At 56.6% G+C, this 26,825-nt stretch carries 18 protein-coding genes; 5 read left to right on the top strand and 13 right to left on the bottom strand.

The genetic code is table 11. The features are described from left to right. Window positions 1-58: 58 nt before the first annotated feature. A complete protein-coding gene (locus AWB69_RS27675) occupies window positions 59-1,039 on the bottom strand; it encodes an aminotransferase class IV (RefSeq protein WP_231937257.1) in 981 nt (326 codons plus the stop codon). Between the two features lie 164 nt (window positions 1,040-1,203). Next, window positions 1,204-2,343 carry a branched-chain amino acid ABC transporter substrate-binding protein gene (locus tag AWB69_RS27670; RefSeq protein ID WP_062090046.1) on the bottom strand — a complete coding sequence of 380 codons (1,140 nt, stop codon included), beginning with the start codon at window positions 2,341-2,343 and terminating at the stop codon, window positions 1,204-1,206. 484 nt (window positions 2,344-2,827) lie between these two features. Between AWB69_RS27670 and AWB69_RS27660 the strand changes: the two genes are divergently transcribed. After that, entirely contained in the window at window positions 2,828-3,694 is an 867-nt protein-coding gene (locus AWB69_RS27660) for a helix-turn-helix domain-containing protein (RefSeq protein ID WP_231937255.1), read from the top strand. A 246-nt stretch (window positions 3,695-3,940) separates the two neighbouring features. On the opposite strand, the gene AWB69_RS27655 is transcribed toward AWB69_RS27660, so the two are convergent. The 5 genes from AWB69_RS27655 to AWB69_RS27635 form a co-directional block, all read right to left on the bottom strand. Then, the gene (locus AWB69_RS27655; protein WP_062090017.1) at window positions 3,941-4,954 is read right to left on the bottom strand and encodes a glycoside hydrolase family 3 N-terminal domain-containing protein; all 1,014 of its coding nucleotides are present in this window, start codon (window positions 4,952-4,954) and stop codon (window positions 3,941-3,943) included. 8 nt (window positions 4,955-4,962) lie between these two features. Next, on the bottom strand, window positions 4,963-6,012 hold the full coding sequence (locus tag AWB69_RS27650) for a glycoside hydrolase family 3 N-terminal domain-containing protein (RefSeq protein ID WP_062090016.1): 1,050 nt from the start codon (window positions 6,010-6,012) through the stop codon (window positions 4,963-4,965). 369 nt (window positions 6,013-6,381) lie between these two features. Next, complete coding sequence (locus AWB69_RS50415; RefSeq protein ID WP_062090015.1) at window positions 6,382-7,920, bottom strand: methyl-accepting chemotaxis protein; 1,539 nt, start codon at window positions 7,918-7,920, stop codon at window positions 6,382-6,384. A 342-nt stretch (window positions 7,921-8,262) separates the two neighbouring features. After that, window positions 8,263-9,144 carry a sugar phosphate isomerase/epimerase family protein gene (locus AWB69_RS27640; RefSeq protein WP_062090014.1) on the bottom strand — a complete coding sequence of 294 codons (882 nt, stop codon included), beginning with the start codon at window positions 9,142-9,144 and terminating at the stop codon, window positions 8,263-8,265. 74 nt (window positions 9,145-9,218) lie between these two features. Continuing rightward, entirely contained in the window at window positions 9,219-9,572 is a 354-nt protein-coding gene (locus tag AWB69_RS27635; RefSeq protein WP_062090013.1) for a hypothetical protein, read from the bottom strand. Between the two features lie 234 nt (window positions 9,573-9,806). On the opposite strand from AWB69_RS27635, the gene AWB69_RS27630 reads away from it, so the two are divergent. Next, window positions 9,807-11,078, top strand: coding sequence for an ABC transporter substrate-binding protein (locus tag AWB69_RS27630; protein ID WP_063977926.1), 1,272 nt, complete (start codon window positions 9,807-9,809; stop codon window positions 11,076-11,078). Between the two features lie 585 nt (window positions 11,079-11,663). On the opposite strand, the gene AWB69_RS27625 is transcribed toward AWB69_RS27630, so the two are convergent. Together AWB69_RS27625 and AWB69_RS27620 are read right to left on the bottom strand one after the other, a co-directional pair. Beyond that, window positions 11,664-13,328: a GMC family oxidoreductase gene (locus AWB69_RS27625; RefSeq protein WP_231937254.1), complete on the bottom strand. Its 1,665-nt coding sequence runs from the start codon at window positions 13,326-13,328 to the stop codon at window positions 11,664-11,666. A 76-nt stretch (window positions 13,329-13,404) separates the two neighbouring features. Beyond that, window positions 13,405-14,496, bottom strand: coding sequence for a Gfo/Idh/MocA family oxidoreductase (locus AWB69_RS27620; protein ID WP_231937253.1), 1,092 nt, complete (start codon window positions 14,494-14,496; stop codon window positions 13,405-13,407). Window positions 14,497-14,858: 362 nt separating this feature from the next. Between AWB69_RS27620 and AWB69_RS27615 the strand changes: the two genes are divergently transcribed. Next, window positions 14,859-16,007, top strand: a complete 1,149-nt coding sequence (locus tag AWB69_RS27615) for an MFS transporter (RefSeq protein WP_062090011.1) — start codon at window positions 14,859-14,861, stop codon at window positions 16,005-16,007. Between the two features lie 288 nt (window positions 16,008-16,295). On the opposite strand, the gene AWB69_RS27610 is transcribed toward AWB69_RS27615, so the two are convergent. From AWB69_RS27610 to hisD, 4 genes are all read right to left on the bottom strand, one after another. After that, the gene (locus AWB69_RS27610; RefSeq protein WP_269447497.1) at window positions 16,296-17,378 is read right to left on the bottom strand and encodes an MFS transporter; all 1,083 of its coding nucleotides are present in this window, start codon (window positions 17,376-17,378) and stop codon (window positions 16,296-16,298) included. A 735-nt stretch (window positions 17,379-18,113) separates the two neighbouring features. Next, a complete protein-coding gene (gene treS, locus AWB69_RS27605; protein ID WP_231937251.1) occupies window positions 18,114-20,225 on the bottom strand; it encodes a maltose alpha-D-glucosyltransferase in 2,112 nt (703 codons plus the stop codon). 200 nt (window positions 20,226-20,425) lie between these two features. Then, window positions 20,426-21,556 carry a porin gene (locus AWB69_RS27600; protein ID WP_062090009.1) on the bottom strand — a complete coding sequence of 377 codons (1,131 nt, stop codon included), beginning with the start codon at window positions 21,554-21,556 and terminating at the stop codon, window positions 20,426-20,428. An 869-nt stretch (window positions 21,557-22,425) separates the two neighbouring features. Next, window positions 22,426-23,703: a histidinol dehydrogenase gene (hisD, locus tag AWB69_RS27590; RefSeq protein WP_062090007.1), complete on the bottom strand. Its 1,278-nt coding sequence runs from the start codon at window positions 23,701-23,703 to the stop codon at window positions 22,426-22,428. A 553-nt stretch (window positions 23,704-24,256) separates the two neighbouring features. On the opposite strand from hisD, the gene AWB69_RS27585 reads away from it, so the two are divergent. Then, complete coding sequence (locus AWB69_RS27585; protein ID WP_062090006.1) at window positions 24,257-24,922, top strand: ThuA domain-containing protein; 666 nt, start codon at window positions 24,257-24,259, stop codon at window positions 24,920-24,922. Between the two features lie 101 nt (window positions 24,923-25,023). Continuing rightward, window positions 25,024-26,811: a thiamine pyrophosphate-binding protein gene (locus AWB69_RS27580; RefSeq protein ID WP_062090005.1), complete on the top strand. Its 1,788-nt coding sequence runs from the start codon at window positions 25,024-25,026 to the stop codon at window positions 26,809-26,811. Window positions 26,812-26,825 lie beyond the last annotated feature (14 nt).

Below are 26,825 nucleotides of genomic sequence, written 5' to 3'. Positions count from 1 at the left end.
CTAACCGACTGTCCGGATTTCCCGGCCCCCCTCTCTTCCTTGAGATCGGTGTGCGTTCTCACCAGTAGAGTGCGGGCGACCCGAGCCATCCGCTCGTGCGGCGATCCCAATACTCTCGATGCAACTTCGCCGTCAACGCACCTGGACCGTTTCCAATTTTCCGCCCATTCACCACAGTCACCGGAAGAATGCCCCCCGCGGTCGTGGTCAGAAATGCTTCTTCAGCCGCTATAAGGCTATCCAGGTCGAGATTTATTTCCTCCGCTTCGATGCCGATCTCGCTGGACAACTCCAACACCGTTCGGCGAGTCATCCCGTCCAAAGCAGCAGTCTTGGGAGTGACCAGCTTCCCATCCACTACGGCAAACACGTTGAACCCTGGGCCCTCCGAGATAAAACCATCCATGCTTTTGAGTAATACAGTGTCCGCGGAACAATCCAGTGCCTCGAAAAGACCCATTTCGAAATCGAGCCAGTGGTAATGCTTGATTAACGGGCTCACGGACTGAGCAGGGACGCGCCGAATGTCGCTCACATGAACACTCATCCCGTCTTTCTGCTTTTCCGGACTTGCAATCCAGACATAAGGAATGGCAAATGCCTGGAAGCGGTTCTGACATTGCCGGGGATCTCGACTGCCGATTGGCGGTATGCCGCGTGTCATGATTATCTGAACATAGGCATCGCGCCATCCGCCAATAGCCACAAGCTTGTGTACGACGTCACGGACCTCGTCCTTGCTTAGAGGATTAGTCAACCGCAATGATTTCCATGACCGCTCGAACCGGTCGAGGTGATCCTCGATACGGAAGAACTGTCCGTCCCATACCGAAATTGTGTCCTGGCAGGCATCTGATCGTGTAAAGCCCCAGTCCAGCAGCGGAATTCTGGCGTCGCCCACAGGGACATAACGGTCGTCGACATACGCGACCCCCTGCGCATAAGATGGGCTGAGCGCCTTGTGATCCCAAGGGGAAGTGTGAATGGGAAGCTGCAGGTTTACCGCTTGCTTGACGGACGGTGAAATTGAATTAGTCACAACAAATCCTCGAATAGTGGTTGTCCACGGCGAGCATGGAAACTGCTCAAAACGCGGACGCACGAAAAGTGCTGAGTGAGCCATCCTTCGGTCCGCGGCTCGCTGCTAAGTTGATCTCCGCAACCGGGCATAAATCCCTGACCTTAACGCCGGCTCGAATCCATTCAGGGTTTCATGACGTCCACCAACGTCTTCTGGCCGTCCTGATATCGATAGATGGAAACAACGGGCTGCTTCAGGTCTCCATTCTGAGCAAACTGGATTTTCCCCGTCACGCCGGAATAATCCGTAGTGGGCATGACGGCAAGAACCTTCGCCGCGGAAACGGACTGAGCGCGCTTCATTGCGTCCACGATCACGTAGACCGCGTCGTAGCTGAACGGCGCATAGGTCTGAACAGGCACCTTGAAACGCTCTTCGTACTTCTTCTGAAACTGGATACCGCCTGGCATCTTGGTAATGGCCATTCCACCTTCAGAGCAATAAACTGAACCGGCAGCGGCGCCAGCAAGCTCGGGAAGATTGGCCGTACAGCCGCCGTCACCCAGAAGCACCTTCGAATCTATCGCCAGTTGCTTCGCCTGCTTGGCAAACGGGCCGCCAGTCGCGTCCATCCCTCCGAACATGATCACATCCGGACGTTCGGACTTGAGTTTAGTCAGGATCGCTCTGAAGTCGATCGCCTTGTCGTTGGTGACTTCTCGCGGAAGAACCTTCATTCCCATCGCCGCAGCGCTTTTTGCAAACTCGTTTGCAAGCCCCTGTCCATACGCGGTTGCATCGTCAACAACGCCGGCGGTCTTCGGCTTGAATGTGGCTTCGGCGTATTTAGCAAGAGCGGGGCCCTGCTGAGCGTCGGTTGCCACCAGCCGATACTCAGTCTTGAATCCCTGGAGTGTCAGAACTGGATTCGATGCAGCAGGAGTGATATTGGTGATACCCGCATCGTTGTAAAGTTTCGACGCGGGAATATTGACGCCGGAATTCAAGTGCCCTACTACAGCCACCACTCCGTCGTCGATCAGTCGCTGAGCCGCTTGCGTTCCCTGCCGAGGATCGCCCGCATCATCCTGGGAGTCCAGGACAAGCGTTATTTTCTCGCCAGCGATAACCAGTCCCGACTGGTTGATTTCATCGACCGCAAGACGTGCGCCATTTTCAAGGTCCTTCCCTTGGTGCGCGAGGTTACCCGTCAATGGGGCGATATGACCTATCTTTACGACAGTGTCCGCATAAGCAGACGGGCCTGACGTCATGCCAAAGGTCACAGCTGCGATCATCAAAAACTGAGTCTTGCGCATCATCATGTCTCCCCCAATTTCAGTGAATAAATTTCGTCAGACACCATCGCATGGTGTTACACCAAGAGCAGTGGCGGACGAGGCGGCGCTCTTGCTCTGATGGTCGACAATGCAGCGTCGCCACCTGGCTGCCTGTTTCTGTCGTGAAGTATTCATCGCGAAATTTCGTGACTCAATTTCGCTTCGATAGATAAAATTGCGCAGCTTGACGCACGATGCGCGAACCCTTGCGAATCCTTACTTCGCAGAGCGATCGATGCTTCGAGGCAACTTTGGACGGTGCCTTGCCGGCACGTCGTGTATCAAACGTCGCGTACCTCGCCATCACGGATCTTCTCTTCTTGACGCAGATTGACGCATTTCGCGAGGATGTCATTCAGTATGAATTCGCAGGCGCGGCGAATCGTGCGTAACGAGTGGGCAAAATTAGCAAACGTTAAGTCGCGCAAGATCGAGCGCCGCTTCGTAGGGTAAGAGGTGCCCGATAATGAACTTCCAGCAATCACCTATTTTTACGACCAGGACCATGGATCGACACCAAGACCTCACGAACGTGTCTGCCAATTTGACTCAGCTGGCCAACTCATTCGAGTCGGTGGCGGAGTTCTGCAGAAAACTGGACATCAATCGTCAGCAGTTCAACAAGTACGTAGCTGGGCAACATCTGCCCGCGCAGAAAGTCCTGCAGAAGATCGCGCGATTCTTCCTGATGGAGCCGGACGAACTTTTCCGGCCACCCACGGAGTTCAAGTCTTTCTTTGATGGACGCAATTTCGCCCTGCCTTTTGACCTCCATACGGCACCGGAACTATTGCGTATGCTGCCGCTGCTGAAAAGCTCGGACGAGGCTCTGCATGGCATGCTCGGGGTCTACTATCGGTACCACAACTCGTCGATCTACAAGGGGAAGATCCTGCGTTCGGTTACGTGGCTGTATCATCGGGCCGGTTCTACCCGTTACGTCACCGTAGAGCGCTTCCCCTTGCTGGACGGAAGCGGGAAGTCCGGATATACCTTCACTTATCACGGGTTCTGCATGCTTTTGGGTGATCGGATTTTTTTAATCGACGCCGAAAGCAAACAGCAAAACGAGGTCACCTTCTCAATTCTCAACCAGCAACATCGGCGTCCTAACCGATATTTCTACGGCCTCTATACCGCGATCGCGTCGTCCTCGTACAGACAGCCCTTCTCCACGCGCCTGGCGTTCCAGCATGTCTCGAATGGAAATCTCGCGCGACATCATCTTCGGAATGCGACTGTGCTGTCACCGGACGACCCTTCGCTCCCTGTAGAGGTGCGCGATTACCTCGTCCGTCCAGCCACGAGCACGATTTGGGGCGGCGAGGACTGATACGGACGTGTTCGCCGCGACAAGCAATGCTGCAGCGCGTTTAATGCTGCTTCAAGACGCGTGCTTGCATGTCCGGATCGCCGGACCGGGCGCGCAATCACCTATAACAGCGCACTGATAACGGCGTGGTTTGAACGCGACGACGTTATGATTCATCGGGGCTTCACGTTCGGACCATCAACGCGACGGCAGGCCGCAGCCAAAGACCGCCCCGGTGTCGGTCTTGCTGAGCTGCGGAAGGCTTCGTCAGATGAGACGGCGCTCCGCCTGAGCACACACTTGCGCGTGGGCGGCCTTTAGACGCGAACCGTCAAGTACTCCTCGTTCCACCGCTTTCACAATGTACTGCGCTACCTCGTCGAGATGAGGCACAGCCTTGGTCGATAACAGAAGCAAGTCCGCGCCCGCAACAAGCGCTGCAACCGCCACTTCCCCGAGAGAAGCATCACCGATGGTCGATTTATGATCGAGATCACACGTCATCACGAGTCCCTTGAATCCGAGTTCCTGACGCAACGACCCCATGAGGTCAGCGGACAAAGAGCCGGCTATTGCGGGCTTTACCGCATCGAAACGCGCAGGCCCCATCATGACGGCGTCAGCCCCTTCCTCAATGCCTGCGAGGAAGGGGGCCCAGACGGCCCGGAGTTCGTTGAGCGACAAGGGGACCCTTGCGTCGCCCGTCGAGAGATCACCCGTCAGGACAGGATGACCTGGGAAGTGCTTCAGCGTCGTCTTGACGCCCGCACGATGCACACCGCGCACGTATGCACGCACGATCGCGGCAGCGACTTCAGGGTCCTCCGACAAAGTGCGTCCTGCTAACCACGCGTTGTTGCCCGTCACAATGTCCGCGGTCGGCGATAAAACGAGATTCACTCCAACAGTCGCAACTCCCCGTCCCATTTCAAAACAGATTTCCTCCAACGCTTCAGCCGACAGGGCTTGCGCGGCCACGCGATCCGGTAATGGCGCAGCCAGGCCCTGCAAACGGTGTACCGCCGCGATGTCGGCGTCTGCGGCAAGAATAAGTCTGCCCCCACGATCAACGGCGGTTTCGATCGTTTGATGCCATGAGCTCAGCGTCTCGCGCTCCAGCCTCTCCTTGCTTAGCCGTCCGCTAACATATTCTTCGCCTGATTCACCGAACAGCAGACTCTTGCCGCCCTGATCAAGAAAACGGAGGATGTGCTCGTTAAGTTCGAGGGTTTCAACTACTGGAAATAGAACGCTATACGCTTGCCGGGAAATTTCGCTCATGGCTTGCCTCAGTCTTTTGCCTGCTTGGAAGTTCCACCCGCAAAACTACCGGCACTGAGTTCGCTCGCAAGCGCGCGGACTCGGGAGGCCGCCTCGGCAAGCCGTGCATGTTCTATCACGCCGCTCTGGACGGCGTTCACAATAGCTTGAGCAATGTGGTCCAGGCCGGCTTCGCTGGACAGGAGTAACAAATCGGCCCCAGCGGCAAGCGACGCCACAGCGGTCGCATCGATCTCACGGCCGCGCAAAATACCGGGTGCATCAATGTCGTCGGAGATGATAAGCCCCTTGAATCCCAGTTCTCCACGCAGCAGGGCCAAGGTGTCACGCGACGTACTCGAGGGCTGCGCTGCATCCACCGCCGGCACCAGAGCCGGTCCGGCCATGACAGCCTTGACGCCGCTTTCGATCACGTCGCGGAAGACGTTCAAGCCAGGCTTCAAATCTTCCAGGGTGCCTTTGACCACTGCCTCGTAAAGGGCGGGATCGAGTTCTGTCACTGGATGACCGGGAAAGTGCTTCGCCGTTGCGGCGATGCCTGCAGCTTGAACACCGCGCACAAACGAGCAAGCAAGACGGCTAACTTCCGCGGGATTTTTGCCGAGGTTCCGATTATGGAGCCACGGATTCGGGCCCGTTACCACATCAACGATAGGTGCGAGAAAAACGTTCACACCGAGCAGACGCGCCGCCTGGCCCATGACGGTCGACCTATGGACAATCTCGTCCGACGACAACTCGAGTGCTTCCGCGAGCGACGGAAGTGCAGGTACAAGGTCGTGCAATCGCGGAATGCCGGCAAATTCCTGATCAATTGCTACCAGCACATTACTTCCGGCCCGTTCACGCGCCGTGCGCGTGATGGAGATAAAAGCCTCAGCGGTCTCGCTTGCGCGCCGGTCCGCACTCATTGCCCGCCCGACGTACTCTTCGCGGGATTCCCCTAGCAGAACAGAGACGCCACCGTTGTCGAGATAGCGCAGCACATTATCGGCAAGTTCAAGGCCACCGAAGGCGGGCAGCAGGACGGCATAAGCGTCACGGAGTAAGTCGGTCAAGATATACCTCAAGGAAGAAAGAGAACTAGGAGCAAGCCCGACCACGCAAAAGTAAAGCGCGAACCTCAAGCGTGCCATATGATCGATGTTGAAATATATGGATCATTATAGCTCGATTAGGATTAACCGCCATTTTTTTCAACGGCTTCGCGACTTGCGGACGAGCGGGACATGCCTGATCGAGACCGGTCAGTGCAGTGCCAACGCGACTTGGATAGGGGCTAAAAACCGCAGACCGATCGCAAGAGGTTGCCGATGATTGGCGCTAGCGAATTCGTCCATGCCCCCGCTTCGCTTGCGTTCTGGCGCTGGGTGCACGCCCACTAAAAGGTCTTGCCAACGGCCCGCGAAGTAACGCGCGGGCATCATTCACAAGACGCGGAAGTTAGCGACTTCCCTGTGCAAATTCGACGCTTGCTGCTCCATGGCGGACGCTGCCGCGGCTGCCTGTTCCACCAGCGCCGCATTCTGTTGAGTGGCTTCGTCCATCTGCGAGATAGCCTCATTGATTCGCTCAATGCCTTGCGTCTGCTCTACGGAGGCGCTCGCAATCTCATCCATGATCCCCGTCACTCGCTGAATTGCCTCGCCAATCTGCATCATCGAATTACCTGCATGGCCGACTAGTTCACTGCCTGCCTGTACCCGACTACTGGATTCATCTATCAACTCCTTGATTTCCTTCGCGGCGCTGGACGAACGCTGGGCGAGCGCGCGAACCTCGGTTGCAACAACGGCGAAGCCACGACCTTCCTCGCCCGCTCGCGCCGCCTCAACGGCCGCGTTCAGTGCAAGAATGTTCGTCTGGAATGCGATGCTTTCAATGACACCAATAATCTCGCCGATCCGCTCGGAACTTTGCTCGATCCCGCTCATCCTTTCCACGACCTCATCGACGATCCGGGCACCTTCCCGCGCCACTTCGCTCGCACTTCCGGCGAGACCTGTCGCGTGATTTGCATTTTCTGAATTCCGCTTCACGGTAACGGTCAGGTGCTCCATGCTGGCTACCGTTTCTTGAAGTGAGGCCGCCTGATCTTCCGTACGCGAAGACAAGTCAGAGTTACCAGTCGCAATCTGTTTGCTCGCCGCGGCAATGGCTTCTGCATTCAGACGCACGCTTCCGACGGTCCCAGCGAGTTTGCTCCGCATCTCGGCGATGCCTCTTGTCAGTTGAGCCATCTCGTCGTGCCCCCTGGTGTTATCTGTACCGGTGAGGTCACCATCAGCGATGTGCCGTAGTAGCGTTAATGCCCCGCCCAACGGTCTGACAATCGCTCTTCGAAGAAAAATCCATCCGCCTAATGCGGCCAGTACTCCCAGAAACATGAGGCTACCGCCCAAGACCTGCTGCATTCGGTAGCGCTTCGCATTCGCCGCATTTTGCAGTTCCGCATACCGAGTCCGGAAATGCTTCAGGCGGTTCGATGCGTCCGCCATCACGTCATAGGCCTTCGGCAAGGTAACGAGAGAAATGCGGTTGACCTCGCCCTGGTTGTAATTTCCGATTGCCGTCCCGAAGTCCGAGATAATCTGCCTGAGCTGGGCTCGCGCCTCGCGTGCATCGCGGGCCAGCCCGTCCTCCTCCGGGTTACGGGGAAGACTGTCGTATCTCTTGAACCAGTCATCCGACTGGTCGAGCAACGCGCCAGCTTGTTTTTGCAGATCGGCGTTTTCCTGCGATGTAGGCTGCAACGCAATCCTGTCATAGACGAACCGACTGCGCCCAATGTAGATCTCCGCATTCCCCAATGCGTCAATGGCAGGGATTGTATTTTGACTTGCCTCGCGCATTGAGTCGTTGATGATGCTCATGCCGTACAAGCCCAATCCGATAGCCAATGCTAATAGCAAACCCATGAATGACATGCAGAGCCCCAGACGGGAGCGGATAGTAAGACTTTTCATTAGCGTCTAAATCTTCCTCGTTAGCGGAAAAGGTCAGCGGCGTGAAAAGTCCGAAGATGAACCCATGATCACCGCATGTCCGTAAAGCTCCTGAAACCTTTAGTTCATGTATCTGTGCTATTTTAAATATTGATTCGCAGTACCATTCATTTTAAAAAAATTTCTCACTCACGCTTACTTCATTGTCCGGCATAAATGACTACGGCTGCAGGACACAATAGTCGGTGCCGTCATGAAAAGAAAAAGTGTGCAGAGGGCAAGGTCGATCTCTCGTCGGAAACCGACCCCAACGCTGTTCATCTTGGAAAAAAGCATCCAAAAAAGCGCTGCTCGTGTCGTCTGCTACAGCACCAGCGTCTTCATAAGATTTTTAAGTTCTTCTGCCACGAGGTAGCCATTCTGTTGATGCTGTCGATTGCAAAATAGCTCACAACTCCACCATCCTGTATAGCCGGTTGCCTTTACAGCGTCGGTCCAAAGTTTGAGATCAAGAACACCCGCGCCGGTCGGTACATCTCGAAGAACACTTTCCATGGGAATACCACCATCGAATTGGCGCGAATCGCAGACATGCACACCGTAAATCAACTCCTTGTCCAACTTGGCGACGTCATCGGGCGTTACGCCCGAGGTATAGCAATGCCAGTAGTCAACGACGAGTCTGACATTGTCGCGCTCCGCCCTCTCAATGACGCGAAGCGACTTGTCGAGCCCATTTACCGGAGACCACGAAAGTGTTTCCAGATAAAGAAGCAGTCCGGCTTCCTTGGCCATGTCGGCCAGTACCGCAAGATTCCTGGCAGTTATCGCGATCTGCTCATCGTCCGCATAGCCAAGCAAGCCGGCGTAGTGATTCGTACGGCCTAGCTTCGACCAGTCAATCACGGCCTGCACGTTGACCGGGCCCGTAAGCACCTGCACTCCCTTGGCGCCCGACAACGTCGCGAGATTGAATAGCGCCCTGGCGCGCTCCCAAAGCGCAACTGCTTCTTCGCCTTGTCGTTCGATGTCGATGAGAAACCCGATCCCGGGCACGGACACGCTCGCCAGGAGCTGACGCAAGTCTTCGCTCGAGTAACCGGCGTCGAGGTAAGCCTGGAGCTTGGTGCTGGTGAGCTCAACGCCGTCGAACCCGACCGACCTCATGATGTCGATGTCCGTTACCACGTTAGAGTATTTTGAAACGGTCGCATGGAACACGAGCGCATTGTCTCTTTCAACCATTTTTACCCCTTCGTTATTGTCAAGCTGCGAGCCTTACGCCTTGGCTGTACCATTCCCCGCGTGAGCGAGCGTTGTCATAGCGTGTTCAACGCTTCGGCGGGCTTTCCGCCTATCCACAAATCGATCGCTTGTCTGATGCGATTGGTCGCGGTTGTCAAAACGTTCTGATCGGCTTTCAGCGAAAACCGCTTCTCCGGTCCTGCCGATCCGTCGGCTAGACTTCGGGTTGTAACCGACAGGCTAGCCAAATCATCGCCCTCTCTAAGAAGCGCTATCTCGATCACGAAGTCGCGATACATACGAGTGTGGTGGCCGTTCATCTTCTTCGGATCGGTGATTTGGCGGTCAGTCTGAATACTCAAAATTCGGTTGGCAATTTCGCAACTGCTCCGAAAGCCGACGCATGTAGACGCACTTTCCAGCGCCACCGGCCTCGATGAACAACTAGGTATCCAAGAAAGACGCGTGATCTACGGCGTCGGAACGAAGACAGAAGCGACTCGACGCTAGCTCAGCGTCAGTTTGCGTCGCAAAACTCCGAATAGCGAAATTGCGCGCGTTAATTTGCACTCGAATACTCCGGACTGTTCTCAACGTTGGCAAAAAAAGTGGCACCCGCTAGTGACGAACATCGACATCTATGAGGAGATTGTGCTGTGAAAATGAAAGCGAAGCAGAAGCAGGGATTAGCACGCTTGATCGCATCGGTCATCGCAAGCGGTGCGATGAGTGGGATCGCTGCGGCGCAGACGCCGCAGGTTGAGGTAGTGCATCAGTGGACGTCGAGCAGCGAATCGTTCGCACTACAGGCGGTCAAGGATGCGCTGGTAAAGAAGGGCTTGGGCTGGAAAGACAGCGCAATCGCCGGCGACGACGGTGCCAACCAGCAGCAGGCGCTTCAGGCACGGCTATCGGCGGGCAACGCACCCACCGCCGCCCAGGCACAGCCACAACTGCTGTTTTCTTACGCGGAACAGAATGAACTCGCCAATCTGGATACCTATGCCAAGGCGGGCAATTGGGACAAGCTTGTCTCACCCGAGTTGATTCCCTACGTGAAGTACAAGGGCTCGTGGTATGGCGTTCCCATCGACGAGCATCGCGAAAACATGCTCTGGATCAACAAGAAGATCCTTCAGAAGTACGGCGGCAAGGCGCCGACGACGTGGGAAGAGTTCAACACCCTCGCCGAAGCGATGAAGAAAGACGGAATCATCCCCGTGGCACTGGGTGGCGAAGACTGGCAAGAAGCCGAGATTTTCAGCGATCTGGTCATTGGCATGGGCGGCCCGGCGTTCTACAAGAAAGCGATCATCGAACACGATCCCGCGGCCATCCAAAGCGCAACGATGGGACGGGTCTTTGACGAACTTCGAAAGATCATCGGATACACCGATCCCAATCGAGCAGGGCGTGACTGGAACGTCGCAACCCAAATGGTCATCGATGGCAAAGCCGGCATGCAGATTCATGCAGACTGGGCAAAGGGCGAATTCCTGCGGGCCGGCAAGAAGCCTGGCGTCGACTTCGTGTGCTCGGCTACGCCTGGTAGTGGCCATGCATTCGTCTGGGTGATGGATTCGTTTACCTTCTTTAAGCAGACGAACCCGGCCGCACTGGCCAATCAGGCGACCTTGGCAAACGCCGTCATGGACCGCGACGTACAGGAAAACTTCAACCTTCGGAAAGGCTCGCTCCCGGCCCGGAACGATGTCCCGCAGGAAAAGTTTGACGACTGCGCAAAGACGAATTTTGCGGACCGTGCTGCCGGTGCCAAAGAGGGTTCGGTCCTGCCGTCATTCATCGAAAATGCAGCGCTGGAACGCGACATCCGCGCCGCTTACGTCGATGTAATCACGCAATTTGTTAACACGCCGTCAATGACGTCAGCAGAAGCCATCAAGAAGTTGCTGGCATCTGTTAAAAACGCCTGAGTTTAAGACTGAGTGATCTCCGACGCGTGCGCCGGAGATCACTTTATCCAAAGAACGGAACGGTGGTTGAAGGACGTTTTCCTGCGTTTCGGCCCTGGGCCGTGGACCTGCGCGGCAGCTTCGGATCACGTCGGGTCTTCGGTTCCAGGACGACCGGAAAGCAGCGCCTGCGTTCAACCTGGGTTGGTGGCTTGGCCTGACCAATGAAGCATTAGTGCATGGCACGAAAACGCCAAGACCAGGAAAAGTTCTACCAATGGCCGCGCATCTGCCTTCGCATGTTAGGTGGCCCAGACGGCATTCGGAACAATCACGGGATCGCGCAATGAGTGCTGACGCCACGTCATGCAGACCGCGAAAGACAACCTGTGTCTAGATTTTTTCCGCGCAGCTTTCCTGCGTCGAAGGCGTCCAAAGCCAAGCGACCTCTTGCCCCACCGCGACTACGGCCTCTCACGCGACACAGGGTGAAATGGCTTTTGGGCATGCGCATAGCTGGCACGCGCGGATCTCGAGCATGCCAGCGCGCCCGCCCAAAGGCCGTACCCAAAGATCGTCCCTTGGGGCGGGCGAACAATGACGGTGTCAGGCGGGACTGATTGCTCGATCGCTCTCGTCGGGCGCATCATTGCGAGCGTTGCTGATTTTTATCCCGCGGATCAGATCCGAGGCTTTCTCGCCGATCATGATGCAGACCGCGTTAGGGTTACCTGAGATGAGGACTGGCATGACCGATGCGTCAGCCACCCGCAAACCATCGATACCCCGCACACGAAGTTCGGGATCGACGACGGCAAGCTCATCGGTGCCCATGCGACACGTTCCGGCGGGATGCAGGGCGGCATGAGCCTCCTGCTGACAGAATTGGCGTAACGCCTGTTTATCCAGAATCGGTTGCAACGGAACGAAGCGACGCTCGATGTATTTGCTCATCGCGGGTTGTTCCATGATATCCATCGCTTTCGAACACCCTTGAACCACCGCATCCAGATCGTATGGATCACTAAAGTAGTTTGGGCAAATCAGCGGAACATCCAGTGGATCGCTGCTGTTCAGGGCAACGTATCCACGCGAGCGAGGTCGGATCTGCCCGAGATTGACAGTACAACCGTTGCCGCCGGGCACGCCGTCAATGCCTTCCTCAATTCCGGCTCCGACGACCAGGAAGTACTGGATATCTGGAGTGCGCTCCGATTGGTTGCCCCACCAGAACGCGCCGCCCTCAATTAGATTGGAGGCAGCCGGTCCGCTTTTGAATAACGCGTATTGCAGGCCGGCGAGCATCTTCCAGTGGAGTTTTTTGTATTTGTCGTAGCTGTGGGGACCCTTCAGCTGGTACACAAGTGAGATTTCAATGTGATCCTGCAGGTTCTGTCCCACGCCCTCGAGATTGGCGATTACCGGAATGCCATGCTTCTCAAGTTCCTGCTTGGGACCAATGCCAGACAACATCAACAGCTTGGGCGAATTGATAGCACCGGCGCACAGGATGACCTCGCGCCGCGCTCGTAGCTGCCTTGATTGCCCGTTCTCGACAAATTCCACGCCGACCGCACGACCGCCCTCTATGAGAATTCGCGTCACCCGGACCCCGGTGCGCACGATCAGATTTGAGCGGCCTTCGGCAGGACGAAGATAGGCGACCGCCGAGCTGCTTCTTCTTCCATCGCGAGCGGTGATCTGATACAGGCCGCAGCCCGCCTGATCGCCCGAGTTGAAATCTTCGTTGTAGGGAAGGCCCGCCTGTTGACAGGCTTTCAGCCACACTTTGGTCAAAGGATGAATATGGCCGACGTCCGACACACCCAGCGGCCCACCCACGCCGTGATTCTCATTACAGAAGCGTTCGTTGTCTTCCGCTCGAAGGAAATAAGGCAGTACATCCTTATATCCCCATCCCGTTGCGCCGGAGCTGCTCCACTGATCATAGTCGGACGGCACGCCGCGGATATAGATCATTGCGTTGACCGAACTGCCTCCGCCAAGAACACTGGCCTGCACCATGGTTGGTGACGCCTCGCGTCCCTGTTCGGCCGTGGGCACCCACGGAAAGCGTTTCAGCAGAGGTCCCTGCGCTGTTTTGTAGTAGGCACCGGGGATATGGATATAGGGACTGCGGTCGCGGGGCCCTTCCTCGAGCAGCGTGACCGAAGTGCCTTTCTCCTCGCTCAGCCTGGAAGCAATGACGCATCCAGTAGATCCTCCTCCGACGACGATATAGTCGACCATCGCAACGGCTTTCTTGGTCAATTTTCAGAGTTCCAGTGAGATAGTGGGGGAGCAGGAATGGGCATGTCACCCACGACCTGCCCACTCCTGCCATCAATCACAAATGCGTCCGTCTGGCGCCTTCGAACGCCGCACGTTCGTGTTCCGTCAAGGGCAGCGCTACTGTGCGTCCCTCGGCTGCCGAGGTCGAAACGGCTTCCAGAAGCGCAATCAACGCGACTGCCTCAGGAGGGGCAACGGGGTTGGGTCCCTCTCCCCGTATCGCCTTCTCGAGCTGTACATAGAATTGCGACTGGTCACCGCGAGTCGCCTGCACTGCCCGGCGCTCACCAGGGTGATTCCCAGGGTCAAAGACATACGCGCAGTCCGGGTCCACGCCAAACGATGGGGCTTCCGGTGTCATTCCCGCGAGCAGCTGATGTTCTTGAATATCTTGTCCCTGCTTGACTACCGACCGTCTTGTGCCGTGTACGAGGAAGCGAATGCCGAAACCAGGCACCAGTTGCGCACCTCGCAGAACGACCCTCAATTGTCCGTATGAGAGGATGACCGTGAACCAGTCGTCGGTCCTGGCCCCAGTACGCTGCTGGGCGAATGACGCGGTAACGGTGTCCGGCAACCCGAATTGAAGAAGCACCTGGTCTCCGACATGGGGGCCAAGGTCGAACCACGTGCCGGCGCCGGGAGCCGGCTCCTCGCGCCAGGCATCCGGCACCTGCGGCGCATACCGGTCAATATGTGATTCGAAGTGGACGATCTCGCCAAGATCCTCGTTCCGAATCGCATCCTGTATGGTCAAAAAGTCGCTATCCCAACGGCGATTCTGGAAGACCGACAGATGCCTGCCGGCGCGCGTTGCCAGGTCCGCCAATTCACGCGCTGCCTGCAAGGTCGGCGTGAATGGCTTTTCAACCACAACATGTTTGCCCGCCTCAAGGGCAAGCTGCGCGAATTTGAAGTGGCTCTCGTTGACACTGGCGACCACCACGAGGTCAACCGCGTCAGAAACCGCCGCGGCCTCCGGACTCAATACTTTGACCGTCGAGACATCCAATCCAACCTGGCTCGGGCGCTGGGTGCCAACAGCAACCAGTTCCAACCCTTCTACGCTTGAAATCAGCGGTATATGAAAGTGCCGCGTAACGAATCCATATCCAATTATCGCTACCCTGATCTTTTCGTCTTGCACTGCATGTCTCCCGCATTCGCATTGCAGCACGCAACATGCGTGCTGCCATCTCCATGGTCATTGACCATTAAGCCGCCATCAATTTCGCGAGCACTGCATTTCCGACGCAACAAGGCGCGGATCATGCGTCACTCTGCGTCTCAAACGGTTTGCGCGACAGATCATCTTTAAGGATCTGTCGCTGCGGGTCCATTGAGACTTCTTAGACCTCGTCATGACGTCGATGATGTTTATTGCGTCGCATTGCGTCATGAAATGTTCATGTGCGAAGTTACCCGTGCACACGGACACACTTAAACTAAAGGGTTATTGCCACGAATCCGAGCGTGCTTCATTCCACCGCGGTGACCACCGAAAACAACATGGATACTACGAGCGCGAACCGCACCCTCCCCTCATCTGCCTCTGAGCGCTCATCCACACGAGCCGGCTTTTTTTCCTTCGGACTGTTTCTGTCCGCATGGGCTCCGCTGGCTCCGCTGGCCAAATTGAGGCTGCATCTTTCAGATAGCCAGTTTGGATTCTCCCTGCTTTGTTTCGGACTGGGATGTCTCCTCGCCATGCCCGTTGGAACGGTCCTCGCGTCCCGCTATGGATGTAGAAGAGTCATTCTCTCGGCCGGTCCTGTCGCTTGCCTGTCTCTTTTCCTTCTCGCGGAAACTGGAAGCAGCGCCGTATTGGTTATCTGCTTGTTTCTCTTCGGGTCCGGACTGGGCGTTACCGAGTCGGCCATGAACCTGCAATCCGCAGTCGTGCAAAGGGCACACAGCGAACCCCTGATGTCTGGTTTTCATGCCTGGTTCAGCATTGGGTGCATTGCAGGAGCAACAGGGGTAAGCGCCCTCCTTTCCCTGCATTCAAGTCCCGAATTCGCGGTAGCTTGCATTGCTGCCATTCTGGTCGGCATCTGGTGTTACTACGGCCGATATTTCATTGCGTATACGACCGAAGCAACAAACTTCATTCTGACCTTTCCAAAAGGCCGCGTGCTGTGGATCGGTGTACTTTGCTTCATCTCGTTTCTCGCGGAGGGCGCCATGCTCGACTGGAGCGGCGTTTTCCTGACGACAATAAAAAGCTTCGAGCCATCTCGCGCAGGCTACGGATACGCATGTTTTGCGGTGGCAATGACTCTAGGGAGGTTGTCGGGAGACTATCTTGCGAAGGTGCTGCAGTCGAGGCGCCTGCTTTGGGGCGGATCTCTACTCGCCGCGTCAGGGATCGTCTTGCTCGTGGTAACGACAAACTGGATGTTCTTGGGGTTGTCTTTTGCCTTGATAGGATTTGGATTGGCCAACATCGTACCAACCCTGTTCCTCGCCGTCACACGGCAGAACGTCATGCCGATCGCCGTTGCCATGCCGGTCGTCGCCACCATCGGCTATGCAGGTATGCTTACCGGCCCGGCGTTCCTTGGCAATATTGCCGACCTCCTGAGCCTGCCGGTGGCGTTCCTCACCATTGCGGCCATGCTTTTTGTGATCGTCGCGACGGCTAAGGTTGCGGACTGACTGATTCAGAATCGCGCTTTGCAAAGATCATAACCGCGGTGGACTAGCGCCACTGGCTTGATGATCCTGCAACGCGGTTGCGAGTGCAGGCGCTCGCGCAGCCTAGCTCGAATCCTGCGGCCCGGGGATGCGCACGGCTCGCGAAAACGCAGCGCTCCCAACTCGAGCAGACCTGCTCGAGTTGGGGCCTGGTTAGTGCAAAAGTGTTTGTCTGGAAGGGGGAGAGAAAGGGACTTTGCTCTGACCCATGCGCGAACGCAAAGATGGAATATGCCGCTTATCCCACCTTTATTCACTTCGGAGCACTATCCGCGCAGTTACCGCGATGCATAGCAAGAGAGCAGTCACCGCAAGAAAAGCGGACGCGAGCGTCGAATATCGCGCAATCGCCCCTATGAGGGCCGGCCCCACGAAGATGCCCCCGTATCCAATCGTAGTCATGGCCGCGACCGCGGCGCCTGTAGACATCAGTTTTTGCCTGCCGACCGACGAAAACAAGACGGGTGCAATGTTTGAACACCCTGCTCCAACAAGGGCATATCCCAGTAAAGCCAATTTCCACGAGGGAACGACTGCCACAATCGCGAAACCCGAGGCAGCGAACAAGCTGCCCACAACAACAATACGAATCCGACCAAAACGGCGAACCACCTTGTCGCCCATCAGACGTCCGATGGTCATTGTTGCAGCGAAGGATGCATACCCATATCCGGCATAAACGTGAGTCATGCCACGCACCGACGTAAGGAATACCCCGCTCCAGTCCAGCACAGCGCTTTCGGTCAGAAAAACGATGAACGTGAATGCACTGAGGACGAGCACGACTCCGCGGGGGACAGCAAACAGCGTTGCCCCCTTGGCCTGTGGTTCCTTGATCAAGAACGGATAGGCATACAGCAAGGACATGGCGATAAGAAGTGTCGCCAAAGCGGTCGACGTACCCGGCGAAATACCGGCGGTAAGCAGCAAGCTTGCACCCGCGGCGCCCGCGATACCGCCCACACTGTAGAACGCATGAAACCCCGACATGATTGAACGCCCGCAGTCTCGCTCGACCTCAATTGCCTGAATGTTCATGGCTACGTCGATCGCCCCCCCTGCCATGCCAAAGACTGTCAGCGCACAGATCACCATAGGAACGGTGCCCGCACACGCAAGAGCGAACAGTGCAACACAGAGCAGTACGGTTGATACCGCAATCACCACCCTGCACCCGATCCTGGCTGCCAGTGCGCCGGCAAATGGCATTGCGACCATTGAGCCGGCGCCCAGACAAAGCAACAAAAGCCCGAGTTGGCCATCGTCCAGGCCCGCGCGCAGTTTGACAAGCGGCACAAGGGGCGCCCAAGCCGCCCTGCCGTAACCCGCCACGAAAAAAATTGAGCGCGTAGCACTCTGTCGACCACGAGACAGGAAGTTCTTGCTCAACGCTGCTTTAAATCGTACGGAGTGCTCGGAATACATAGGCGCTGGTCGCGAGTAATGGCACGCCCGAATCCGTGTACGGCCACGGCCGGGGTTGGTCGATATCCGAGTCTGCGCCAAGGTGAAAAAATGATCTGACCAGCGAAGACTTTTTGGTCAATGCCGTGTCAATGAACGCATTGAGTGCGTAGCCTCAACTCGCGCGAAGCTGCTGCTGGCAGTCAATCTTATTGATGACTTGCCTGGCGATCCGCGATCCTGGAAAACGCATCCGTTCAATCCCAAACCAGGCGATCGCCACGATGGCGAAGAAACCTAAAAAAAAGAATCCGGGGTGTGCTCGTTCATCAAAGGTCCTGCGTAGCGCCCCACTCCCTCTGACGAAAGCGGGCCCATCGAGTCCACGAGACGAGGACCGTCGCTAGCACTGATGGCGCTTGTCCTCGCCTCTCAGACCATTAACTTATACGTATAAGCCGGATTATCTCTTATCAGGTTCTTTGTGTCAATATCGCCTGACGCCGGCTTACACCGAATTGCTGGACGCGGATCAACGCCCAGTGTGCGACGAATCTCCTACTCTTTACCGACACGGGAATGCTCGATTTGCGTAGTGGGCCGGACAACCTTCATGCGACAAGCACGGCTTTGCCGAAAGCCCTTGTTTGCGCCCACGGCGTCTCAGGACTGGACATGCGACCCGACTGGAAGCGTGCTGACAATGCGCAAGCTCAGTCCTTCATACCCGTCGAGATGGATTCTGAGTTGGCCATATTGGTCGAGGTCGCCCTCAACGCTCTCATTGATCATGTCCACTACAGGCCCGGGTGGAATCCCCGTCAGGGAGAGCGTTTCTTCAATCGACACCGGACCGAAGTTCAATGCCGTCACTTGCGTTCCCCGGCCACCCGGAAGTTCGTGCACCATGACGAGTAACCCGGGACTACTCACATTGGGAATTGCGATTTGTTTGCTCGAGGCAAGGCTGTAGGCGTGTCGGATCGCCAGCAAGCGCTTGAGTTGACTGGCGAAAGAGTTGGCGTCTTCAAGCTGTTTAGTCAGGCTCCCGTACAAGCACACCGCTTTGGGCGTTCCGTCGCGAGAATGTAATGCCGCCTCGTCCGCGTCGACAAGATCGTAAGCCCCACGCTGGATCCAGCGGGTGTCACCGTCTCCCATCCGGTGTTCCACGCTGGCCATGGGTAGTGGAAGCGCTCCTACCAGGTCCCATCCGGAGATTGCGAAAATTCCCGGCTGTAGGGCGTTGTACATGCAAAGTAGCAGGTGAATCTTTTGAACGCGCCGCTTGTCTTCCTCGCTCATGGCATCGAGCTCGCGGATTCCCAACGCGGCGGTGATGACGCTGGCAGTCGTACAAGCCACACCATTGGTGACGAAGCGCAGGTTGTAGGGGGCGTGCTCTCCGCACAGGCGTTCGTACATAGTCTCGCGTATATGCTCGCGCAATATGATGCCGGGCCAGGTTTGTCCCTTGAACGCAAAAGTGGTGCCGGCGTGCAGCGTCCAGAAATGAACGAGTTCCAGCGTCAACTCGTCATGGTTCTGCATCGCGTGGACCAACGAGGCCGGATCGATACCATGCTGATGCACCGTTCGAAGCATTAAACGAAGAAACTCAGTATCGCCAGTGAGAATAGCGTGGTGATAGGCAGGACGGGTGATGAAATCATAGGAGAGATCGGCCCCACCCTTCGACATCGCAGCAATATCATCGACAGTGAGATTCAACTCCTGAAAGCTGAAGCCTCCAGCCTTTCTGATAGCGCCGCCGAGAAGTTGATTGCCGGTGATGGACAGCGGATGGCTTTCGGACCACGCATTTCCGCCTGACCGCCGCTCCACACCCAGGAAGCCATTGGCGTCGAGTCGCAGGCCACGGGCGCCCAATGCATCAAGTGAATGGAGCGCGTCGCCAATGATCAACTGCTGAGCTGAAAAGGTAGGATCGAGCCAGTTGAGGGACGGTTGGCCTTCTTTGAAATAATGAAGATACACCCACCGTCGAATGACGCTGTCGACCCCGGTGACGGGCCCGGTCACACTCCAGTCCGTTTCCTTGATGCCCGGCTCAAAGAAGATGACACGCTGCAGTTGCCCAACGATATAACACTTCTCTTTGAGACAATCCACGAGTTCGGGGGTTAAATTGAGCGCGTCACGGTGGTCGGGAACGTCCGGAAGAAGATCCCAATCTTCTGGCTTGATTTCGACCATGTGATACAAGCCGGGATAGTCTTCATAGCCCATCTCGGCAAGCCGAAAATCTGCTCCTTTGCCAGTGTGCGCCGGCACCACGTCATCAATCACGATCGCGTTGTGCGCGGCCGCCATGCGACTCATCGCAATGAACTCGGCGTCGGTCCCCACCGCTGCATCGATCTCAAAACCAATGCGGTCGAAATTCCCGTCCACCGAAGGCGTATGCAGCCATCCTTTGATGCCTCCCGCCTTTTTGGTGGGGCCGGGATGCACTGCCTGTACTCCGATGGAGGAAAGCGCGCGCCACAAGACATCGGAACCGAGTGTCGCCAGCACGGACTCGCCTGGCGCGCAGATCAGTGATCCAGCGTAGGCAGTGAACCAGACGGAGGACACATCCGACGCAACCCGCGGACGGGATTCGGCATACGGATGCATCCACTGGCGAGCCTGCCCGGCGTAGGTTTTTGCACGTTCCTTGGCCTGGCGAAGCATTGATTGCTCAAGAAGCCAGCTAAGGTAATCAGGATCAGGGCTTGACAAGAAATCTCCCGGGTAAATCTTTTGCGTCAACGAGGGCACCTACTCAAGGTCACCGGCCGGCTGGCGAGCGCAACCCAGGTTCTTTGCGCGAGGAAAAAGGCGTAGACGGCTAGGACATAAAGAAGTGGTCGAAAAGCTTGCACATGATGAGAGTCCGTAAGGACTCCGCATAAACTAAAAAAAACGCCCGGGATGTGAGAGCATCCGCGGGCGCCAAACACCCACGCTCCTTAAAACTTGTGACGCAACCCGACAATGGCGAGCAGTTGGGATTGCGCGCCGGCGTCTACGTCATATGATCCGATGACTGCTTGGGCCTCGCCCGCGCCGTTCTGGCCATTTGCGTGCGTATAAGCTCCAGCCAGATAGACATCGGTGCGCTTGCTCAGCAAGTAATCCAGGCCGACGTCGGCCTGGTGATACGTCGCCGACGAATTACCGCCCGACTTCGTATAGTTGTAACCACCGATCAACTGAAATGCGGGATTGATCATCCAACTGGCGAACACCGAACCGTTTTGGAAGTGTTCCGAGCCAGTGAACGTTGACGACGCGTCCGGACTATATAGCGAGTACGAGTATGCGGCGCCTGCCGTGACCGAACCAATGACGTACTGCGCTCCAACCCGTCCAACATTGATTGACCGCGACGAAGCGTACGCCGAGTTAACCGAACTATTGAAGAAGCTGTCTGACGTGGAAGTTCCTCGCGTCGAGAGCACGGTGTTGCCGTTATCCACGTGCAGGAAACCGCCTGCAACGCTCAACGCGCCAGCGGTATACGCCGCTGCCGCAGACCAGGTTTGACCCGAGCCTACCGAGCCGGCTACGCCACCCAGTGCGTACATGGTCTCGACGGTCACGCCGCCCCAGGTCGGGCTTGTCCACTTGACGGCATTGTCGAACCGGGCACTATCGTCGTAGTTGTCAATGTCTCCGGGAGGAGCAAAGATGCCGCTGTAGGAGTCGGCTGTGATCGGCTGCAGAAGATCCGTAACCGGGTCGTATTGACGGCCGAGCGTCAGCGCACCGTATGATGTACTTGTCAAGCCTACGAAAGCCAGGCGACCGAATTCGCGTCCATTGTTCTGCAACTGACCGGATCCAAGATCGAAGCCATTCTCGAGCTGAAAGTTGGCCGTGAGTCCACCCCCGAGGTCCTCTGAGCCTTTGACTCCCCACTGGTTGCCCGACAGATTGCCGGATGACATCTTCACCTGAGTACTGTTGCCACCGCTGTTATGAATGTACGCGATTCCTGTATCGACGACGCCATAGAGTGTCACCGAGTTTTGGGCGTGCGCCCCGGTGGCGTAGGCGGCAATACCCAGAGCGATTGTGGAGATAACCTGTCGTTTCATTGACTTACCCGTGCTATATGTGTGTATTGGAGAACAAGTCCGGCACATGCCTTCGGCTGCTATGCCGCCGCACTACCAGAAAGATCGCTTGTGAACTGCTACTGACGAAAATCGCGGGAGGGTCAACTTTACCTAAAAGTAGGTTGTACTAATTACAAGGATCCGTCCTCTTGAGATGGACACCTGATCTATGTGGGGGGTCTTCTCTTGGATCCCCTCGGTGAAAACTCGAAATGATTTATCGGTTCATCGATATGTCATATCTCCTCACTTGCGTCGAAGTATTGAAGCCCAATAATCAAGGCTCAATTTCGCAAACAGTGAATTTCTGGCGCGAACCGACGCACGAACTGCGTCACCCAAGAACACCGACGGCGCTCCGGGTCGATGTTTTTCCCATTCGCAACAATCGAGATCGTCAGCCGGATGCGAACGGATGCTCAGTCAATTGCTTCGCAACGCATTTCCATTGAGGGATCCTGCGTGACGCAGCACGACGCAGTGCGTGAATCTGGTCGCATCAACCGTGGCAAGAAAAGCCAACAGTGCAAACTATATGAGGGGGAAATGGACGACCTGCAATAAATCCCATCAGGCGTAGCGATCAGGGAGTCCAAGGACAGAGGCACGCTGAAGCTCTTACTGTCCGCAAGAGACACTGAGCATATGAGAAAGGCGGCTATGTAGCGAACAACCTCCCGTGCGCGCCGGAGCAGCAATCCGTAGATTGCTGCTCAATGAGACGGCACCCGCCGCATCGTCGGTTTGAGGGCCTTCGAGCTTTCAAGTGGCAGGCATCACAACGCAAGCGACGGCACTCACGTGAGTGCCGAAAAGTCGCGCGCGGCTCAGATGAGCGCGACACATCCTTACTTGCTGAAGCGACGCACCCGGATGTCGGCCTGCTCTTTGTGTCCGGCAAACCCTTCCATTGCGCAGAGCCGCGAGCAGTATTCGCCAATCATCACGGAAGCTTCGTCAGTCAGGACGCGCTGATACGTGCAGGTCTTGATGAACTTGCCAACCCAGAGACCGCCTGTATAACGGGCCGCTTTCAGGGTAGGAAGCGTGTGATTGGTCCCAATCACCTTGTCGCCGTACGATACGTTCGTTCGATCGCCGAGGAACAACGCACCGTAGTTCGTCATGTGCTCCAGGAAATAAAGGGGATCGCGCGTCATGACTTGCACGTGTTCCGAGGCAATGCGGTCGGCTTCTTCAACCATCTCGTCGATGGTATCGCACAGGATGATCTCGCCGTAATCCCGCCAGGCTACCGAAGCAACTGCTGCAGTCGGCAGGATCGCCAGTTGTCGCTCGATTTCCGCAGGCAACGCATTGGCAAGTTCTCTCGAGTTGGTCAAAAACACCGCTGGCGAATTGACACCGTGCTCGGCTTGCCCCAAGAGGTCGGCGACCACAATTTCAGCGTCTGAAGACTCGTCTGCAATGACGAGTGTCTCGGTGGGCCCGGCAATCAGGTCAATACCAATCTTTCCAAACAACTGACGCTTGGCCTCGGCGACGTAGGCGTTGCCCGGCCCGACCACCATATCGACTGGCGCGAATTGGTCGGTGCCCAGCGCCAAGGCAGCGACCGCCTGCACGCCGCCAATGCAATAGATCTCATCGGCACCTGCGAGATACATGGCTGTCACCATCGCGGGGTGCGGCTTACCGTCGAAAGGCGGCGCGACCGCGACCACCCTCTTCACGCCCGCTACTTTTGCCGTCAGTACGCTCATGTGCGCCGACGCCAACAGCGGATATTTGCCCCCGGGGATGTAGCAGCCGACCGAATTGACAGGGATGTTTTTGTGGCCAAGGATGACCCCCGGCAATGTCTCTACTTCCACATCCCGCAGCGCTGCCTTTTGAATCTCGGCAAAGCGGCGTACCTGCTGCTGCGCGAACTTGATATCTGCGATCTCACGCTCGGAAAGGGTGGCGACGCACGCCGCAATTTCATCGTCGGTCAAACGGAAGGACGCGGGGTCCCACTTGTCGAAATGCTTGGAATATTCACGCACTGCGGCGTCGCCTCTTTCAGCCACATCCGCGATGATTTTTTCTACGGTGCTTCGAACCTGACCGGCGATCTCGGTTTGAACTTCCAGGGGCTTGCTCAACTTTAAATACTCAATCACAACTGACCTCCAAGGGCATTTCCGAAGCCATACCGCGTGGACTAATCCGACGCCAGCCATGGCAGACATTTCAAACAATATTCGACCAGACCACCAAATTCTCACGGGGCGTCCGGCGGAAGGCAATTGCGCACCCGCATACGATGTGACGCAACGTGGCGCAGCGGCCCGACGCACTGCGCGATAACTCGTAAAAACGGACCCCATGAGCACGTCACCGATAAATTGCCCGGTCGCAACCGATTTGGTTCGAGCAAATCACGCAGTTCCGGATTTGAGGTTGGCAGCCAGGCCAAGCGTTCGCACACAGTCCTGATTAGTTACCTACATCACCCACAGTATTTAAAGCCAAATTTCCAAGTTCAATTTCGCGGACCTGGAATCATCGACGCCATGTGACGCACGGTTTGCGTCGCTTCGCGCCTCCCCTTCCGATACTTGGGATCCGTGTCTGAATTCAGGCTTTCACCCACTTGACACGAGCAATTTGAAGTCTCAGCATTGTCGAACTTATACGTATAAGTCTATTGTGATGCATCATAGGAGTTTCAGCATGACGCGAGTTCTTCATCTATACGGCGGCTGGCCGGGACACTACCCTTACGAGGTCGCCGGGTGGACCCGTGAGCTTCTCAAGGAGTTGGAATGGGACGTCGAAGAATCCACTGACATCTTCACGTTGGACCGCGACCTGACAAAGTTCGACTTGATTCTGATTGGCTGGAACAACGCCGTCACTACCGAAACCCTGACTGCATCACAGGAAAATCACCTACTCGAGGCGATTGAAGCAGGGACCGGTCTTGCAGCGTGGCATGGCGCCGGCGCTGCTTTTCGAGCAAGCCTCAGGTATCACATGGTCCTGGGTGGATCGTTCGTCGAGCATCCCGCCGGCGAAGGACTTCCCCATCCCTACATGGTCAATCTCACGGATCGCGAGCACCCTGTCATGCAGGGCGTGGAAGACTTTGAAGTCCGCTCGGAACAGTACTATATGCAGGTCGACCCCAATAACCATGTTCTCGCGGAGACCACTTTCGATGGGAATCCGTTCCCTTGGCTCAAGGGCAATAAGAGCCCGGTCGCCTGGGTAAAAAATTGGGGGGATGGCCGGGTTTTCTACCACTCTATCGGTCACGACACCGGCAACCTGGCGGACCCGAACGTACGCCGCATGACCCGGCAAGGTCTGCAATGGGCTGCACGCACCGCAGGTTAGCGCCGCAACTGGCTTGATTCGTTTAACTAACCTAAAAATCAGTACCCCGCCGCAGCGCATCATCCGCTCGGTTATCAATCTCACCTTTGCAGGATCTGGAAATGGCAAAGCTCACAGGTAGTCAAATCGTCGCACAGACGTTGAAAAATTACGGCGTGGAATACGTCGCCGGCATTCCGGGTCACGGAATCTGGACGCTGACGGATGCGTTTCTCGAGAAGGACTCGGAGATTCGCTTTATTCAGGTGTTTCACGAGCAAAGCGCAGTTCATCTGGCAGACGGTTACTACCGTGTCGCGGGAAAGCCGATGGCTGCCGTCACGTCGATCGGCGCCGGCGCCAGTAATACGGTGATCGGCATGGCGACCGCATTCACCGACTCCACGAGCGTCATGCTCATCACTGGCGGGCCGCCGACGCATATGCGCGGCCATGGTCTGTTGCAGGAGCTCGAGCGTTACACCGACAACGACTTCCCGAAGATCGCGGAAGCGGTGTCCAAGCGTCACTGGGTCGTCCAGCGGGTCGAAGAGCTGCCGTTCGTGATGCATCGCGCTTTCAGCTCGATGTTGACGGGCCGTCCCGGTCCGGTGCACATCGAAATCCCGATGGACACGCAAGCGGAAGCAGCCGAAGTCACGCTGCATGATCTCGAAGAACGCGTGCCGGTCGGCAAGGTGTTTCCGGATCCGGCTGCAGTCAGCCGCGCGGTGGACGTTCTGAAGGACGCAAAACGCCCGGTCATTGTGATTGGTGGCGGGGTCATCACGAGCGAAGCTTCCGCAGAAGTGCTGGTGCTCTCTGAAAAATGGAAAATCCCCGTTGTTACGACGTGGAACGGTAAAAGTGGATTCCCAGAGGACCACGAACTGTTCGCCGGCAGTGTCGGACAGACCGGCACGCTGTGCGGCAACAAGGTCGCCTCCACGGCTGACGTCATTCTCGCCGTCGGTTGCCGCTTTACCGACTGGTCGTCGTCGAGCTACGCGAAGGGCGTCACGTTCTCGATCCCACCGGGCAAGCTGATTCACATCGACATCGATCCGCATGAGATCGGCAAGAACTATCCCGTCGCGGTCGGCATTGTCTCGGATGCGAAACACGCACTCGCGCATATTGTCGATGCGCTGAAAAATGACTCAGTCGAACGCGACGAATATCTCGGTCAGGTGGCCGGTTACAAGGCCGAGTGGGAAACGAAGCTGGCCACTCGGCGCGACTCCGACCGATTCCCCTTTACGTCGCAACGGCCGCTGGGCGCATTGCGCAAGATTTTCCCGCGCGACACGATTGTCGTGGTCGGCTCGGGCAACACTCAGGGCGCGGTCAAGCAGACCTTCCCGGTCTACGAACCGCGCACACACCTGACCTCAGGCGGTTTCTCGTCAATGGGTTGGGCTGTGCCGGCGGCCATTGGCGCGAAGCTGGCGGCGCCGCATCGTCCGGTGGTGTGTATTCTCGGCGATGGCGACTTCCTGATGACCTCGCAGGAGATCGCCATTTGCGTGACGAACAACATTCCGGTGGTGTTCATCGTGCAGAACAATGCGGGCTACATGTCAATTCGCGGCGGTCAGCGCAAACAGACGAGCCGGCACATAGGCACGGAATTCAATCATCCGGACGGCACACCCTATTCGCCCGACTTCGAAGCACTCGGCAAGGCTTTCGGCCTGAAATCGTTCCGCGTCAATAGCAACGACGAGCTCGAGCCGATCCTGCAGGAGGCGCTTGACTGCAACGCGCCAGTGCTGATCGAAGTGCCGACCGACCGCGATGCGGCCGGTCCCTGGGTCCCGGGCTGGTGGGATTTTCCGATCCCGGCTTACATCACCGATGAGCGCCAGGAAGAGTACACACAATTCCGTCAGTCGGAACAACACCTGTAAGACGAAGGAGCAGT

This window comes from Caballeronia udeis (assembly GCF_001544555.2).
Classification (GTDB): Bacteria; Pseudomonadota; Gammaproteobacteria; order Burkholderiales; family Burkholderiaceae; genus Caballeronia; species Caballeronia udeis.
The sequence above is the reverse complement of the archived record's forward strand: the minus strand, read 5'-3'. Positions and strand labels throughout refer to the sequence as shown.